The sequence below is a fragment of the Streptomyces flaveolus genome, assembly GCF_014648815.1.
Classification (GTDB): domain Bacteria; phylum Actinomycetota; class Actinomycetes; order Streptomycetales; family Streptomycetaceae; genus Streptomyces; species Streptomyces flaveolus.
In genome coordinates, this window is sequence record NZ_BMRV01000002.1 from 25,997 (window position 1) to 39,746 (window position 13,750).

Below are 13,750 nucleotides of genomic sequence, written 5' to 3' on the forward strand. Positions count from 1 at the left end.
CTCCCGGAACGGGCCTGGGGGTGCGCTCAGGTCGTGTACTGGTGCAGCCCGGGGATGTGCAGGGTCCCGCCGAACTGGCCGGCCTGGACGACCGTCACCTTGGTGAAGTAGATCAGCGGGATGTCCAGCGGCGGCGGGTTCTCCGGATCGAAGGTGATCGGGATCAGCCCGAGCAGGTTGCCCGAGATGCTCTCGGTGTACATCACGGTCTCGCCGTCGCGGATCGTGGACGTCGAGCCCTGGGCCGCCTGCACGTGGTAGGTCTTGCCGGACTGCTCGTCCTTCACCGTCTGGTGCAGGTCGCCGATGTCGGTGCCGTTCGAGATGACGTACTTCAGCACCTTCTTGGTGGTGCCGTTGGCCGTCCTGACCTCCACGACGCCCTTGTACGAGGCGCCCTTGAGCAGCAGCGAGCTGGCGTTCAGGTACCAGGGGTCGTCCGGCAGCGGCACCTTGTTGTCGACGCCGCCCTCCGCGTCCGTGGCGACCGGGCAGTCGTCCACGTCCGTGCCGGCGCTCTCGGAGGCGTCGGGGCTGGGCGAGGCCGTGGCGTCCTCGGCGGCCTCCGTCGCCTCCGCGGCCTCGTCGGCGGCCTCGTCCACCGTCTTCCCGGTGTCCTCGGCCGCCCCGGACGCCGCGTCGGTGGCGTCCTTCGCGGTGTCCGTCGCCGCGTCGGTGGCCTTCTCGACCGTGTCCTCCACGGTGTCGGAGGCGTCCTTCGCGGCGCTCTCACCGGCACCCTCGCCGGCGCTCGCGGACGCCGAGGGGGTGGGCGTGGGGCTCGGACTCTCCTCGGCCTTGCCGCCGGTGAGGATGCCCCCGATGGCGTCGCCGAGGTCCTTCAGCACGCCTCCGCTGTCGCTCTCGGACGGCGAGGGCGACGGGGTCTCCGTCCCGGACGCCGTCTCCTGGCTCTGCGCCCCGGAGGACGCGGAGGGTGCGGGCTCGGCCTTGTCGTCGGAACCTGAATCCGGCGAAGAGGTCGAACCGGCGCCCTGCTCGGCGCCCTTGCCACTGTCCTGGTCCGCGTCACCGGAGGCCGAGGGGTCGGGCTCCGTCGCGTCGCCCTTGTCGTCGGCCTCGTTGTCGTCGGCCTTCTCGTCGTCCGCCCCGTCGGTCGCCGAGGGCGACGGCGTGGGGGACTCCGAGGGGCCCTTCTCGGCGTCCTCGAGGGCCGCCACGCAGTCCTTGTACTCGTCGGCCGTCAGGCTGTTCGACGGCGGCGCCGCGTCGTTGCCGTCGGCGAGGGCCAGCGTCGGCGTGAACCCCATCCCCATGAGGACCGCCGTGGGCATCGCCGCCAGGGCTATCGCCTTCCCGGCCGGCATGTGGAACCTGGTGAACAACGGCTTCTTGGGTGCCGCGTGGCGCGGCCCGGTTCTCGCACGGGACGCCTCCACGTCAGTCCCGCGGGTCACCTCGTCAGCCGGCACTGTGCCTCCCGTTCGCCCCGTTGGCCGGGCTCGTTCCTGACAGATCGTTCGGCTCTTCCACACCGTCCCGCGGCTGCGGCACCGTGGCGTCGGGCACCGGGATGCCGGGGACCACGCCCTCGGGCGCGTCGCCCGTTCCCTTGCCCTCCACCGGCGGCTCGGCCTGCGGCGGCTGACCCGGTACCCACGACACGGCCATCGCTCCGCCGACCAGCGCGAGCAGGAAACCGATGAGGAAACCACCGAGGTTGGACACGGGGATGGACACCAGCGCCAGCAGGATCGCCGCCACGCCCGCGAAGACCCGGACGTGCTTCTGGAACCACAGGCTGACGCCCAGGACGACCAGCAGCACGCCGATGATCAGGGACCCGGCGCCCGCGGTGGTGGCCATCGCCAGCGTCAGGTGTCCGATCTGGAGGTTCGCGTACGGGAAGTAGGCGATGGGGAGTCCGCCGAGGGCGACGAACAGACCGGCCCAGAACGGCCGCGCACCTCTCCAGGCACGGAACTGCAGCCTACGGCGGGTGAACTGGCCGGTGGCGGCAGGAGTCTCGGCGCTCATGGAAAACAGCTCCCTGGTACGGCTTTGCTGTGGTGGAGATGTGGGCCGTGCGCGAAGGCGCGGCCGGAGAGTGGACGGGCGGGGGCGCCATCGGCTCCCCCGCCCGTCAGCGAGTGCTTAGTAGCACTCCTTGACACCCTTGGACAGCGACATCTTCAGACCGCTGAGCTTGAAGGTTCCGGCGGTGGTCGCCCACGCCGTCTGCTTCACGTTCTTCAGCGTGGCCGAGTCGGCCTGCTGCGAGAACCCGTACGGGTTCGCGGTGTCGCCCTTCTTGATGCCGGGACCCTTGGTGGCGTCCTTGGCGGCCACACCGATGTCGATGCCGCGGAAGGTGGCATCGGCCTCGAGCTGCTCGACGTCGATGTACAGGTTCTCGGCCTCGACCGGGGTGCTGCCACCGCCCGCCTTGAGCATCAGGCTGACCGAACCGATCAGCGGGATGTCCGGGGTGACCACGGACTGGCACATGCCCTTGATGGACGCGGACTTGAACGCCGAGACGGCGACGGGGTGAGCCGTCTTCTGTCCGTCGAGCGTGTAACCCGAGTCGATCGCCCCGTACTGGACGAAGCCCGTACCGTCGAGCTGCTCCGCCGTCACCTTGAACGACTGGCCGGAAACGCTGAACGACGCGGCCAGGGCACCCTGCGCCAGCGCCACGCCTATCGCGGCCGTCGCGGCCACGCTGGGCACCATGACGACGGCGAACCGCTTCCATCTGGTCCCGCCACGCACCTGGGACTCCATATTTCCTCCTTCTCGGACGTACATCTCCTGGCCTCGGCCCGCCGCCGGATCGGCGGCTCGGCCTGGCAGGGATGGGAGAAGTGCTACGTCCTCGGGAAGGAGAGCGCCCGCGCTCGGCGGCACGTACAACGCGCCCGAATCACCGGCGATCACCCCCGAGCGACAACCACTGGTCGCGCCTGACACGCATCACGCACAACCCTGCTGGACAGGCTTCACCGGGTGGGTGAAGACCCCCCTGCCCAAGAGCCGGCCCACTGCCGCCGGCTCTGCTCGGTGGGGACCCAGGAACCCCCGCGACCCGATTGGCTTTCGGGGTACGGGAATGGACCGAGCGTCGCCGATCGTGGTGCATTCTCGCCGCCGACACAAGGGGTTCATTACTCGCTAGTAACGGCCGGATAACCGCGGGACGACACACCGGTCCCGGACGGCGACGCTGGGTGTGCCATGAGGGCGGAACAAAACTATTGATCGCTGGACAGAATCCGACAGAACGACGTCTGCGACTTACTGGCAGTAACAGCGGCCGCGATTACCAAGATTTGGTAAAGCGCGGCCGCACTGACGTCTCGTCGGCAGTTCTCCCACTCGGGCATCACCCGGCCGGACGGTCCGCGACCGCCCGGCGAACGGGCCCCGGAGCGCCCTCTAGAACAGGGCGCGGGCGAGTGCCCTGCGCGCCGCGGTCACCCGCGGATCGTCGGCACCGACCACCTCGAACAGCTCCAGCAGCCGCATCCGTACGGCGTCCCGGTCGTCCCCGGCCGTGCGGCGCACCGTGTCGACGAGCCGGCCGAAGGCGTCCTCGACGTGCCCGCCCACCAGGTCCAGGTCGGCGGCGGCGATCTGCGCCTGCGCGTCGTCCGGCTTGTCGGCCGCGTCCTGACGGACCCGCTGCGGGTCGGCGTCCTGCACGCGCTGGAGCAACTCGGCCTGGGAGAGGCCCAGTTTGGCCTCGGTGTTGCCCGGGTCGTCGCTGAGCACGTTCTTGTACGCGCGGACGGCGCCGGCCAGGTCCCCGGCGTCCAGCGCCTGCACCGCGGCCTCCAGTGCCGCGTCGTGCGGTCCGGCCGGACGCTCGGGGGCGGCGGCCCGCTCCGCGCCCGGCTCCGCCTCCGGGTCGACGACGAGGCCGGTCAGGCCGAAGCGCTGCTCGGCGACCTGCACCAGCTGGTCCAGGGTCTGACGGATCTGCGCCTCACCGGCGGCGCCCTGGAAGAGAGGCAGCGCCTGTCCGGCCACGACCGCGAACACGGCCGGGATGCCCTGGACGCCGAACTGCTGCATCAGCATCTGGTTGGCGTCGACGTCGATCTTGGCAAGGAGGAAGCGCCCGTTGTACTCGACGGCGAGCCGCTCCAGGACGGGGCTCAACTGCTTGCAGGGCTCGCACCACTCGGCCCAGAAGTCGATGACGACCGGGACCTCGGTGGAACGCTGCAGGACGTCGCTCTCGAAGCGGGCCTCGTCGACGTCGATGACGAGATCGGCCGGGGAGACGCCCCCCGCTCCACCGTGCCGGGCGGCCTCGGCGCGCGCCTGCTCCGCCTTGGCCTTGGCCTCCTGGGCCGCCTTCACCGCGGCGAGGTCGACGACCCCGCTCATGGACATGTTCCGTGGCTGCATGGGTCTATCCTCCCCTGTCCTGCGCGCGTGTGTGAAAAGCGGTGTGAAAGCCCGCCCTGACGTGTGCCGTCGGCACGGTTGTCCGGCGCCGGGTCCCCACCCTGCGCCCGTGGTCGTCGCTCGGGCACGGGCGTACCCGCGCTTTCGCTACGAGTCGTAGCGTAATGCCATGACGGCCCGTCGGAACACCCCGCCCCGGTGATCTCCCTCACGGCCGGCGGGCCCAAACGCGCCGGTTATGGTCGGGACATGCAGAGCAGCACCCCCGCCGGCCGTGCCGGGCGCCCGCGCAGCGCCGCCGCGGACACCGCGATCCTGGCCGCGACACGGGCGGCCCTGGTGGACCTCGGCTGGTCGAAGCTCACCCTGGGAGACGTGGCGACGCGGGCCGGGGTTGCCAAGACGACCCTGTACCGCCGCTGGGCGGGCAAGAACGAACTCGTCGTGGACGCGGTCGCGGAGCTCTTCGACGAACTCGAACTGCCCGACCTCGGTTGCCTGGCCGCCGACATCGAGGGCGTCGTGCTGCAGTTCGCGGCGATCCTGGCCCGGCCGGAGGCCAAGAGCGGGCTGATGGCGGTGGTGGCCGAGTCCACGCGTGACGACGCGCTGCGCGAACGCATCCGCGCCTCCATCGTCGACCGGCAGAAGCGCCTGGTGCTGGAGGGCAGGGCCCGCGCCCAGGCGCGCGGCGAGCTGCCCGCCGAGACCGACCCGGCCGAGGCCGCCCGCACCGCGGACCTCGTCTTCGACGTGGTGGCGGGTGCGGTGGTGCACCGCACCCTGGTCAGCGCGGAACCGGCGGACGGCGAGTGGGTACGGGGGTTCACCCAGGTACTGCTGTGGGGCCTGACCGCTCAGCCGCCCGACCGGCCCGCCCCCACCTCCTGACCGACCGGGACCCGACCGGCCTTTCGACCTGGACCGGCGGCTAGAAGCCCGCCGGCTCCGTGTACACCCCCCACTCGTCCCGCAGCACCCCGCAGATCTCCCCGAGCGTGGCCTCGGCCCGCACCGCGTCCAGCATCGGCTCGATCATGTTCCCGCCGGACCGCGCCGCGGCGAGCATCGCGTCCAGCGCGGAGCGCACGGCCGCGTCGTCCCGGGCCCCCTTGCGCTCGCCCAGCACCCGCACCTGCTCGCGCTCGACCTCGTGGCTGACCCGCAGGATCTCCAGGTCACCGGTGACGGAGCCGGTGTGGACGTTGACGCCGACGACCTTCTTGTCGTCCTTCTCCAGCGCCTGCTGGTAGCGGAAGGCGGACTCGGCGATCTCGCCGGTGAACCAGCCGTCCTCGATGCCACGCAGGATGCCGGAGGTGATCGGGCCGATGGGGTGCTGCCCGTCCGGGTGGGCGCGCAGCCCGCGCTCCTTGATCTGCTCGAAGATCTTCTCCGCGTCCGCCTCGATCCGGTCCGTGAGCTGCTCGACGAACCAGGAACCGCCCAGCGGGTCGGCGACGTTGGCGACGCCGGTCTCCTCCATCAGCACCTGCTGGGTCCGCAGGGCGATCTCGGCGGCCTGCTCGCTGGGCAGGGCGAGGGTCTCGTCCAGGGCGTTGGTGTGCAGGGAGTTGGTCCCGCCGAGCACGGCTGCCAGCGCCTCCACGGCGGTGCGGACGACGTTGTTGTACGGCTGCTGGGCGGTCAGCGAGACCCCGGCGGTCTGGGTGTGGAACCGCAGCCACTGCGCCTTCTCGCTCTTCGCGCCGTAGACGTCCCGCATCCAGCGCGCCCAGATGCGCCGGGCCGCGCGGAACTTGGCGATCTCCTCGAAGAAGTCGACGTGCGCGTCGAAGAAGAAGGACAGCCCGGGCGCGAAGACGTCGACGTCCAGCCCCCGGCTGAGCCCCAGCTCGACGTACCCGAAACCGTCCGCCAGCGTGTACGCCAGCTCCTGCGCGGCCGTCGCCCCGGCCTCGCGGATGTGGTACCCGGAGACGGAGAGCGGCTTGTAGGCGGGGATGCCGGCCGCGCAGTACTCCATCAGGTCGCCGATGAGGCGCAGGTGCGGCTCGGGCTGGAAGAGCCACTCCTTCTGGGCGATGTACTCCTTGAAGATGTCCGTCTGGAGCGTGCCGTTGAGCACGGAGGCGTCGACGCCCTGCCGCTCGGCGGCGACGAGGTACATGCAGAACACGGGTACGGCGGGCCCACTGATCGTCATGGAGGTCGTCACGTCGCCGAGCGGGATGTCCTTGAACAGCACCTCCATGTCGGCGGCCGAGTCGATGGCGACCCCGCAGTGCCCGACCTCGCCCAGCGAGCGCGGGTCGTCGGAGTCGCGGCCCATCAGCGTCGGCATGTCGAAGGCGACGGAGAGCCCCCCTCCGCCGTTGCGGAGGATCATCTTGTACCGCTCGTTGGTCTGCTCGGCGTTCCCGAACCCGGCGAACTGCCGGATGGTCCACGTCCGCCCTCGGTAGCCGGTGGGATACAGCCCCCGGGTGAAGGGGTACTCCCCCGGCCACCCGATCCGCTCGAACCCCTGGTACCGGTCCCCGTCCCGGGGCCCGTACACCGGCTCCACGGGATCGCCGGAGAGCGTGGTGAAGTCGGCGTCACGCTTGCGCGCGGCGTCGTAGCGAGCCTGCCACCGACGGCGGCCTTCTTCTATGGCGTCAGCGTCCATACTTCGAATTTACTAGGACGTCCAAGTAAATGTCGATGGGGTACCGCCGTACGGGTGTCCGTACGGCGGTGGGGTCAGGCCTTGGCGGGCGCCGGTGCGGGCCGGGCGACCTTGGCGTCCAGCTCCCGGCTGATCTTCCGCTCCACGAAGAAGGCGGCCGTCGGGACGGTCCCCGCGAGCAGCACCCAGAGCTGCTTCTTGACCGGCCACTTCGCCTTGGAGCCCAGGTCGAAGGCGAAGACGAGGTAGATGACGTACAGCCAGCCGTGGGCGATGCTGACGACCCGGGTGAAGTCGGCGGCGCCGTCCATCTCCAGGGCGTACTTGGCGATCATGCCCAGGCACAGGGCGATCAGCAGGACACCGGTGACGTACGCCATGACGCGGTAGCGGGTCAGCACGCTCTTTTTCATGCCCACGAGCGTAACCACCCGTTTCGGGCGATCTTGCGGCGGGCCCGCCGACGGCCTCACTCCTCGTCGAAGTCCCCCGCCGCCACCCGCAGGGGCCTCAGCATCGCGAAGATCTCGCCGCACTCCTCGGCGTCGTACGCGCCGAGACCGAAGTCCATCGCCATGAGGTCGCGGGTGGCCGACTCGACGACCTCGCGGCCCTTGTCGGTGATGCTGGCGAGCGTGCCGCGGCCGTCGTTGGGGTTGGGGCGCTTGTCGACCAGACCCGACCTGACCAGGCGGTCGACGGTGTTCGTCACGGAGGTGGGGTGCACCATGAGCCGTTCGCCGATCTTGGACATCGGCAGCTCGCCCGACTTGGAGAAGGTGAGCAGCACCAGCGCCTCGTAGCGCGCGAACGTCAGGCCGTAGGGCTTGACCACCGCGTCCACCTCGGCCAGCAGGATCTGGTGGGCGCGCATGATCGAGGTGATCGCCGCCATGGAGGGGACGCCGCCCCAGCGCTGCTTCCAGAGTTCGTCGGCGCGGGCGATGGGATCGAAGGAGAGGCTGAGGGGCTTCGGCACGGCATCAGACCTTACCGGCCGGTCACATGCCGGTCAGCCCCGTCTCGCCCCTCGATACCACCGCCCGCCGGCCGCGTCACCCGGCAAGGTGGCGCTCCACCGTCTCGACCTTGGAGGTGAGGCCGTCCGTCACACCGGGGCGGATGTCCGCCTTGAGGACCAGGGACACCCGCGGTGCCCGCGCCTCGACGGCGGCGACGGCGCGCCGGACGACGTCCATGACCTCGTCCCACTCGCCCTCGACGGACGTGAACATCGCGTCGGTGCGGTTCGGCAGCCCGGACTCGCGGACCACCCGGACCGCGTCGGCCACGTATTCCCCGACGTCCTCGCCGACACCCAGGGGCGTCACGGAGAAGGCGACGATCATGCGTTGACGACCCCTTCCTGGCGGGCGCGCGAGGCGATGACCGCGTTCTCGGCCTCCCGCTTGAGCTTGCGCTCGGCGAAGAAGCCGCCGGTCGGCAGCACCGAGAGGACGAAGTAGAGGGCGGCCGTACCGAAGGGCCACTTGGCGCGGTTCCAGGCGTCCGCCCAGAAGAGGACGTACAGCACGAAGAGGATGCCGTGGATCGCCCCCATGACCGGCACCGCGTTGAAGTCCGTGGTCCGCTTCAGGACCGAGCAGACGAGCAGCAGGAGGAACGAGATCGCCTCGGGGCCCGAGACCAGGCGGAGGCGGCGGAGGGCGGTGGCGGTCTTGAGGTCCACGGGTCACCTTCGGTGGGAGAGGGGATGGGGGCGGGATCGATCGCGAGCCGGCGCTTTGTGAACACACTCACAAGCGCCCGTCCATTGTGGCAAACCCGCGGCACGTCCGGGTGAGGGGGTCGGTGTCCCCCCGTGGGGCCTGTCGGCGGACCCATCTGACGGCTACGTTCTCATTTGTGGCGATGTTCCGACTCCAAGGCAGCAAGGTGCTCGCCGTCGACATGACCGGGGACGCCGTGAAGGCGAAGAACGGCTCGATGGTCGCGTACGACGGGGAGATGGCCTTCAAGAAGCTGAGCGGCGGCGGTGAGGGCCTCCGGGGCATGGTGACCCGGCGGCTCACCGGCGAGCAGATTACGGTGATGGAGGTGAGGGGGCAGGGGACCTGCTGGTTCGCGGACCGGGCCTCGGAGATCACCCTGGTGGGACTCCGGGGCGACAAGCTGTACGTCGAGTCCAGCAACTTCCTGGCGGCCGACGCCGGGCTGCGCACGGGCACCAGCTTCACGGGGACCCGCGGCGCCGCGCAGGGCAACGGGCTGTTCACCACGACGGTCGAGGGGAACGGACAGGCGGCGATCATGTCGGACGGTCCGGCGGTGGTGCTGCGGGTGAGCGCGCAGTACCCGCTGACCGTGGACCCCGGGGCGTACGTCGCGCACCAGGGGAACCTGCGGCAGTCCTTCCAGTCGGGTGTGACCTTCCGCACGCTGCTGGGCGAGGGCGGCGGGGAGGCCTTCCAGATCCGCTTCGAGGGCGACGGACTGGTGTACGTGCAGCCGAGCGAGCGGAACACGATCGCGGGGGACGTGTGACATGGCCTTCGAGGAAGTGAACTCCAAGATGGTCCGGGCGACCGTGAGGCCCGGGCAGCGGCTGTTCAGTCAGCGCGGCGCGATGCTCGCGTACCAGGGGGACGTGTCCTTCACCCCGAACCTGACCGGCGGCCGGGGCGGCGTCGTGTCGATGATCGGCCGCCGGGTGGCGAACGAGGACACCCCGCTGATGACCGTCGAGGGCAGCGGCACGGTGTTCTTCGGGCACGGCGGCCACCACGTGCAGGTCGTCCACCTCTCCGGCGACACGCTGTACGTCGAGGCGGACCGGCTCCTCGCCTTCGAGGGCACCCTGGAGCAGGGGACGATGTTCCTGGGCTCGCAGGGCGGGGTCATGGGCATGGTGCGCGGCCAGGTCAGCGGGCAGGGGCTGTTCACGACCACGCTGCGCGGGCACGGCGCGGTGGCGGTCATGGCCCACGGGGGCGTCTTCGAGGTGCCCGTCACCCCGCACCGGTCGGTGCACGTCGACCCGCAGGCGTACGTCGCCCACCACGGCGACGTCCGCAACAGGCTGTCCACGGCGCTGGGCTGGCGGGACATGGTGGGGCGCGGCTCCGGCGAGGCGTTCCAGCTGGAGCTGAGCGGCAGCGGCACGGTGTACGTCCAGGCGTCCGAGGAGAAGCTGTGAGCACCGTCCACCACGACCCGGCGACGCTGCCGGCCGACGACAACGTCAACGCGTACACCTTCTGCGTGGAGCTCACGGGGAGCCGGTGGTTCCTGCAGAAGGGGAAGATGATCGCCTACTACGGGACGATCGATTTCCAGGGGATCGGGCACGGCCGGCTGGACCGTCTGGTGCGCACGTCCTTCCATTCGCCTCTGCACGCGAGCGACTGGGTCGTGGCGGAGGGGACGGGCAAGATGCTGCTCGCCGACCGGGCCTTCGACGTCAATTCGTACGACCTCGAGGACGGCAATCTGACCATTCGCTCGGGCAACTTGCTCGCTTTTCAGCCAAGTCTCGCTCTCAAGCAGTCGATCGTGCCGGGTTTTCTGACCCTGATCGGAACCGGAAAGTTCGTGGCCGCGTCAAACGGTCCGGTGGTGTTCGTCGAACCTCCGATCCGGGTGGACCCGCAGGCCCTGGTCGGCTGGGCCGACTGCCCCTCGCCCTGCCATCACTACGACCACGGGTACATGACCGGCCTGCTGGGCGGTCTACGTGCGATGACGGGCCTGGGCGGCGCCTCCGGGGAGGAGCACCAGTTCGAGTTCACGGGGGCGGGGACGGTGCTGCTGCAGTCGAGCGAGACGCTGATGGCGGAGCAGGCCACGGGGGTCACTCCGCAGCAGGCGGGCGTGCCCGGCGGCGGGGCTCAGGGCGTGCCGGGGGGCCGGTCAGGGGTACCGGGGCTTCCCGGACAGCTGGGAGACCTCCAACGCCGCTTCGGGCTGTGAGCGGTAACCTGCGGAGTGTGACATCGAACGCGTGCGCACCCGTCTCACCGTCACACAGAACCCCTCACTAGTTCGCCTTTCAACTTTTTAGGTAGACTTCATTCATGGAGACCGAGACGGCCACCCGCTGGCTGACCGATACGGAGCAGTGTGCCTGGCGCACCCACCTGGAGGTCAACAGGCTGTTGACGCACCAGCTCGAGAAGGACCTGCAGCCGTTCGGCCTGACAATGAACGACTACGAAATCCTGGTGAACCTCTCCGAGTCCGAGGACGACCGGATGCGGATGAGCGATCTGGCCTCAGCCACCCTCCAGTCCAAGAGCCGCCTCTCCCACCAGATCACCCGCATGGAGAACGCGAACCTGGTCCGGCGGGAGAACTGCGAGTCCGACCGCCGCGGACTCTACGCCGTCCTCACCGAGCACGGCCTGGAGACCATGCGGAAGGTCGCGCCGCACCACGTGGCGTCCGTGCGCAGGCACTTCATCGACCTGCTGGCCCCCGAGGCCCTGACGGAGCTCGACAAGGCGCTCAGGCCCATCGCGGAGCACCTGCGCGGCCAGCGAGGACGTCCCTGACCCCGGACGACCCCCTCGATACGCCCTAGGCGACCGGCAGGCGGAGCTCGAACAGGGCGCCGCCTGCCGGCGCGTCGCGGACCGTGAGCGTGCCGCCGTGCCGCACGGCGACGTCACGGGCGATGGCGAGCCCGAGACCGGCCCCGCCGTCGTCGCGGCTGCGGGCGGCGTCGAGCCGTACGAACCGTTCGAAGATCCGCTCCCGGTCGGCCGGCGGCACGCCCTCTCCGTCGTCGGCCACCGCGGCCACCGCCACGCCGCCGTCCCGGCGCACGGACACCTCCACCGCCGAGCGCGCGTGCCGCTGGGCGTTGTCGAGCAGATTGGCCAGCACCCGCTCCAGCTGTCCCCGCGATCCGGCGACCACCACGGCGTCCTCGGCCCGCACGCCCACCCCGGCCCGGCCCTGCGCCTGCGCCTGCGCACGCGCCAGCGCGGCGAGGTCGACCTGCGCGTCGGCGGGCCGCTCCCCCGCGTCCAGCCTGGCCAGCAGCAACAGGTCGGCGGCGAGCCGCTGCAGCCGTACGGTGTCCTCGACGGCGCCGTCCAGGTCGAGCAGCTCGGGATGGGCGGCGGCCACCTCCAGCTGGGTCCGCAGCGAGGCGATCGGGCTGCGCAGTTCGTGCGAGGCGTCCGCGACGAACCGCCGCTGCCGCTCCACCGAGCTCTCCAGCGCGGCCAGCGTCTCGTTGGTCGTGGAGGCGAGCCGGGCGATCTCGTCGTGGGTGTCCGGCACCGGGACGCGCCGGGCGAGGTCCTGACTGGCGGTGATCGCGGCCATCTCCCGGCGGATGCCCTCCACCGGGCGCAGCGCGCGCCGGGTGACCAGCCAGGTCACCCACGCCACGACCGCGAGCAGCGCCGGGAAGCCGATCAGCATCACGGTCAGCGCGGTGTCGACGGCGCCGTGCTCGGCGGACAGCGGGGCACCGGCGTAGACGGTGAGCCGGCCCTTGTCCCGGGTCTCCACGGGTACGGCGGCGAACCGGTAGTCCTCCGTCTCGCCGTCGATCGTCGCCGAACCGTCGCTGACGGTGGTCCGCTCGCCGATCTCGCCGGGTTCGAGGGAGTCGCCGGAGTCGTCGTCCTCGTCGTCCCGGCCGTCGTCGCCACCGCGCTCCCCCGTGGCGGCCGGCAGCGGCTTCACCGCGGCGACACCGGTGCCGCTGATCCGCTCCAGGTCCTCGCCGGCGGCGACCAGCCTGCCGTCCTCGTCGACGACCTGCACCGGCCGGTCGTCCACGTCCAGCGACAGATCGCGGTACGGCGTGCCGACGGAGAGCTCGGCGGCGACCTCCCGCGCGGAGCGTTCCGCCTGGGTGCCGGCCTCGCCGAGCAGGTTGGAGCGCAGGGACAGCAGCACGGCGGTGCCCGCCGCGACGAGGGCGACGGCCACGACGAGGGTGGCGGCGAGGGTCGCGCGGGCCCGGACGGATCCGAGGAGCCGGCTCATCGCCCGGCCTCCAGCCGGTATCCGGCGCCGCGCACGGTCCGGATGAGCCCGGCGCGCAGCTTGCGCCGCAGCGCGCTGACGTACACCTCGACGATGTTGGGGTCGCCGTCGTAGGCGAAGTCCCAGACGTGCTCCAGGATCTCCGCCTTGGACACCACCTGCCCGGCCCGCACCACGAGCTCCTCCAGGACGGCGAACTCCTTCGCGGTGAGGGCGACTTCATCCTCACCGAGGAACACCCGACGGGCGGCGGTGTCGACCTTCAGGTCCCCGTGGACGTGCACGGGCGAGGACTCGGCGCCCTGGGCCCGACGCCGCAGCAGCGCCTTCACACGGGCGACGAGGACGACGTACGAGAAGGGCTTGGTGAGGTAGTCGTCGGCGCCCGTGTCCAGGCCCTCCGCCTCGTCGTACTCGCCGTCCTTGGCGGTGAGCATGAGGATCGGCACGTCGTGCCCGGCGGCGCGCAGGGCGGCGCAGACCCGGTAGCCGTTGAGGCCGGGCAGCATGATGTCGAGGAGGACGAGGTCGTACGCGCCCTCGGAGGCCCGGTGCAGTCCCTCCAGCCCGTCGTGGACGACGTCCACGGCATAGCCCTCGGCGCTCAGTCCCTTGGCGAGCGACAGGGCCAGCCGCTTCTCGTCCTCCACGATCAAGATTCGGGAGGGGCGGCGCGAAGCGCCTCGGGCAGGGTGGTGGGTGACGGGCGGGCGCATGGCACAAGGGTTCCAGAACGAAGCTGAAGATCCCTTCAGGCGGCTTCAGGCTGCCCTCAGC

At 70.8% G+C, this 13,750-nt stretch carries 16 protein-coding genes; 5 read left to right on the forward strand and 11 right to left on the reverse strand.

Translation table 11 applies throughout. The features are described 5' to 3' along the window. Positions 1-26: 26 nt before the first annotated feature. The 4 genes from IEZ05_RS03990 to IEZ05_RS04005 form a co-directional block, all read right to left on the reverse strand. Complete coding sequence (locus IEZ05_RS03990) at positions 27-1,433, reverse strand: hypothetical protein (RefSeq protein ID WP_189228592.1); 1,407 nt, start codon at positions 1,431-1,433, stop codon at positions 27-29. Further along, positions 1,423-1,998, reverse strand: coding sequence for a DUF6114 domain-containing protein (locus tag IEZ05_RS03995; RefSeq protein WP_189228593.1), 576 nt, complete (start codon positions 1,996-1,998; stop codon positions 1,423-1,425). The genes IEZ05_RS03990 and IEZ05_RS03995 overlap by 11 nt, the downstream gene beginning before the upstream one ends. Positions 1,999-2,115: 117 nt before the next feature. Then, a complete protein-coding gene (locus IEZ05_RS04000) occupies positions 2,116-2,748 on the reverse strand; it encodes a DUF6230 family protein (RefSeq protein WP_189228594.1) in 633 nt (210 codons plus the stop codon). 651 nt (positions 2,749-3,399) lie between these two features. Beyond that, a complete protein-coding gene (locus IEZ05_RS04005) occupies positions 3,400-4,377 on the reverse strand; it encodes a tetratricopeptide repeat protein (protein WP_189228595.1) in 978 nt (325 codons plus the stop codon). Positions 4,378-4,626: 249 nt separating this feature from the next. On the opposite strand from IEZ05_RS04005, the gene IEZ05_RS04010 reads away from it, so the two are divergent. Then, positions 4,627-5,268 carry a TetR/AcrR family transcriptional regulator gene (locus IEZ05_RS04010; RefSeq protein WP_189228596.1) on the forward strand — a complete coding sequence of 214 codons (642 nt, stop codon included), beginning with the start codon at positions 4,627-4,629 and terminating at the stop codon, positions 5,266-5,268. 40 nt (positions 5,269-5,308) lie between these two features. Here IEZ05_RS04010 and IEZ05_RS04015 read toward each other — a convergent pair whose 3' ends face one another. The 5 genes from IEZ05_RS04015 to IEZ05_RS04035 form a co-directional block, all read right to left on the reverse strand. After that, positions 5,309-7,009: an acyl-CoA mutase large subunit family protein gene (locus IEZ05_RS04015; RefSeq protein WP_189228597.1), complete on the reverse strand. Its 1,701-nt coding sequence runs from the start codon at positions 7,007-7,009 to the stop codon at positions 5,309-5,311. Between the two features lie 74 nt (positions 7,010-7,083). Then, positions 7,084-7,422, reverse strand: a complete 339-nt coding sequence (locus IEZ05_RS04020; protein WP_189228598.1) for a DUF3817 domain-containing protein — start codon at positions 7,420-7,422, stop codon at positions 7,084-7,086. Positions 7,423-7,478: 56 nt separating this feature from the next. Beyond that, positions 7,479-7,988: a MarR family winged helix-turn-helix transcriptional regulator gene (locus tag IEZ05_RS04025; RefSeq protein ID WP_189228599.1), complete on the reverse strand. Its 510-nt coding sequence runs from the start codon at positions 7,986-7,988 to the stop codon at positions 7,479-7,481. Between the two features lie 76 nt (positions 7,989-8,064). Next, complete coding sequence (locus IEZ05_RS04030; protein WP_030187368.1) at positions 8,065-8,358, reverse strand: MTH1187 family thiamine-binding protein; 294 nt, start codon at positions 8,356-8,358, stop codon at positions 8,065-8,067. Continuing rightward, positions 8,355-8,699 (reverse strand): DUF3817 domain-containing protein, encoded by a 345-nt coding sequence (locus IEZ05_RS04035; protein WP_189228600.1) that lies wholly within the window; start codon positions 8,697-8,699, stop codon positions 8,355-8,357. Before IEZ05_RS04035 ends, IEZ05_RS04030 begins: the two co-directional genes overlap by 4 nt. A gap of 182 nt (positions 8,700-8,881) precedes the next feature. Between IEZ05_RS04035 and IEZ05_RS04040 the strand changes: the two genes are divergently transcribed. The 4 genes from IEZ05_RS04040 to IEZ05_RS04055 all read left to right on the forward strand — a co-directional run bounded on the left by IEZ05_RS04040 (position 8,882) and on the right by IEZ05_RS04055 (position 11,520). Further along, complete coding sequence (locus IEZ05_RS04040) at positions 8,882-9,514, forward strand: AIM24 family protein (protein ID WP_189229206.1); 633 nt, start codon at positions 8,882-8,884, stop codon at positions 9,512-9,514. Between the two features lies 1 nt (position 9,515). Beyond that, positions 9,516-10,166, forward strand: coding sequence for an AIM24 family protein (locus IEZ05_RS04045; RefSeq protein WP_189228601.1), 651 nt, complete (start codon positions 9,516-9,518; stop codon positions 10,164-10,166). Beyond that, positions 10,163-10,939: an AIM24 family protein gene (locus IEZ05_RS04050; RefSeq protein ID WP_189228602.1), complete on the forward strand. Its 777-nt coding sequence runs from the start codon at positions 10,163-10,165 to the stop codon at positions 10,937-10,939. The genes IEZ05_RS04045 and IEZ05_RS04050 overlap by 4 nt, the downstream gene beginning before the upstream one ends. Before the next feature lie 104 nt (positions 10,940-11,043). Next, complete coding sequence (locus IEZ05_RS04055) at positions 11,044-11,520, forward strand: MarR family winged helix-turn-helix transcriptional regulator (RefSeq protein ID WP_189228603.1); 477 nt, start codon at positions 11,044-11,046, stop codon at positions 11,518-11,520. A 25-nt stretch (positions 11,521-11,545) separates the two neighbouring features. Here IEZ05_RS04055 and IEZ05_RS04060 read toward each other — a convergent pair whose 3' ends face one another. Next, on the reverse strand, positions 11,546-12,973 hold the full coding sequence (locus IEZ05_RS04060; protein ID WP_189228604.1) for a sensor histidine kinase: 1,428 nt from the start codon (positions 12,971-12,973) through the stop codon (positions 11,546-11,548). Beyond that, entirely contained in the window at positions 12,970-13,689 is a 720-nt protein-coding gene (locus tag IEZ05_RS04065) for a response regulator transcription factor (protein WP_189228605.1), read from the reverse strand. The genes IEZ05_RS04060 and IEZ05_RS04065 overlap by 4 nt, the downstream gene beginning before the upstream one ends. Between the last annotated feature and the right edge of the window lie 61 nt (positions 13,690-13,750).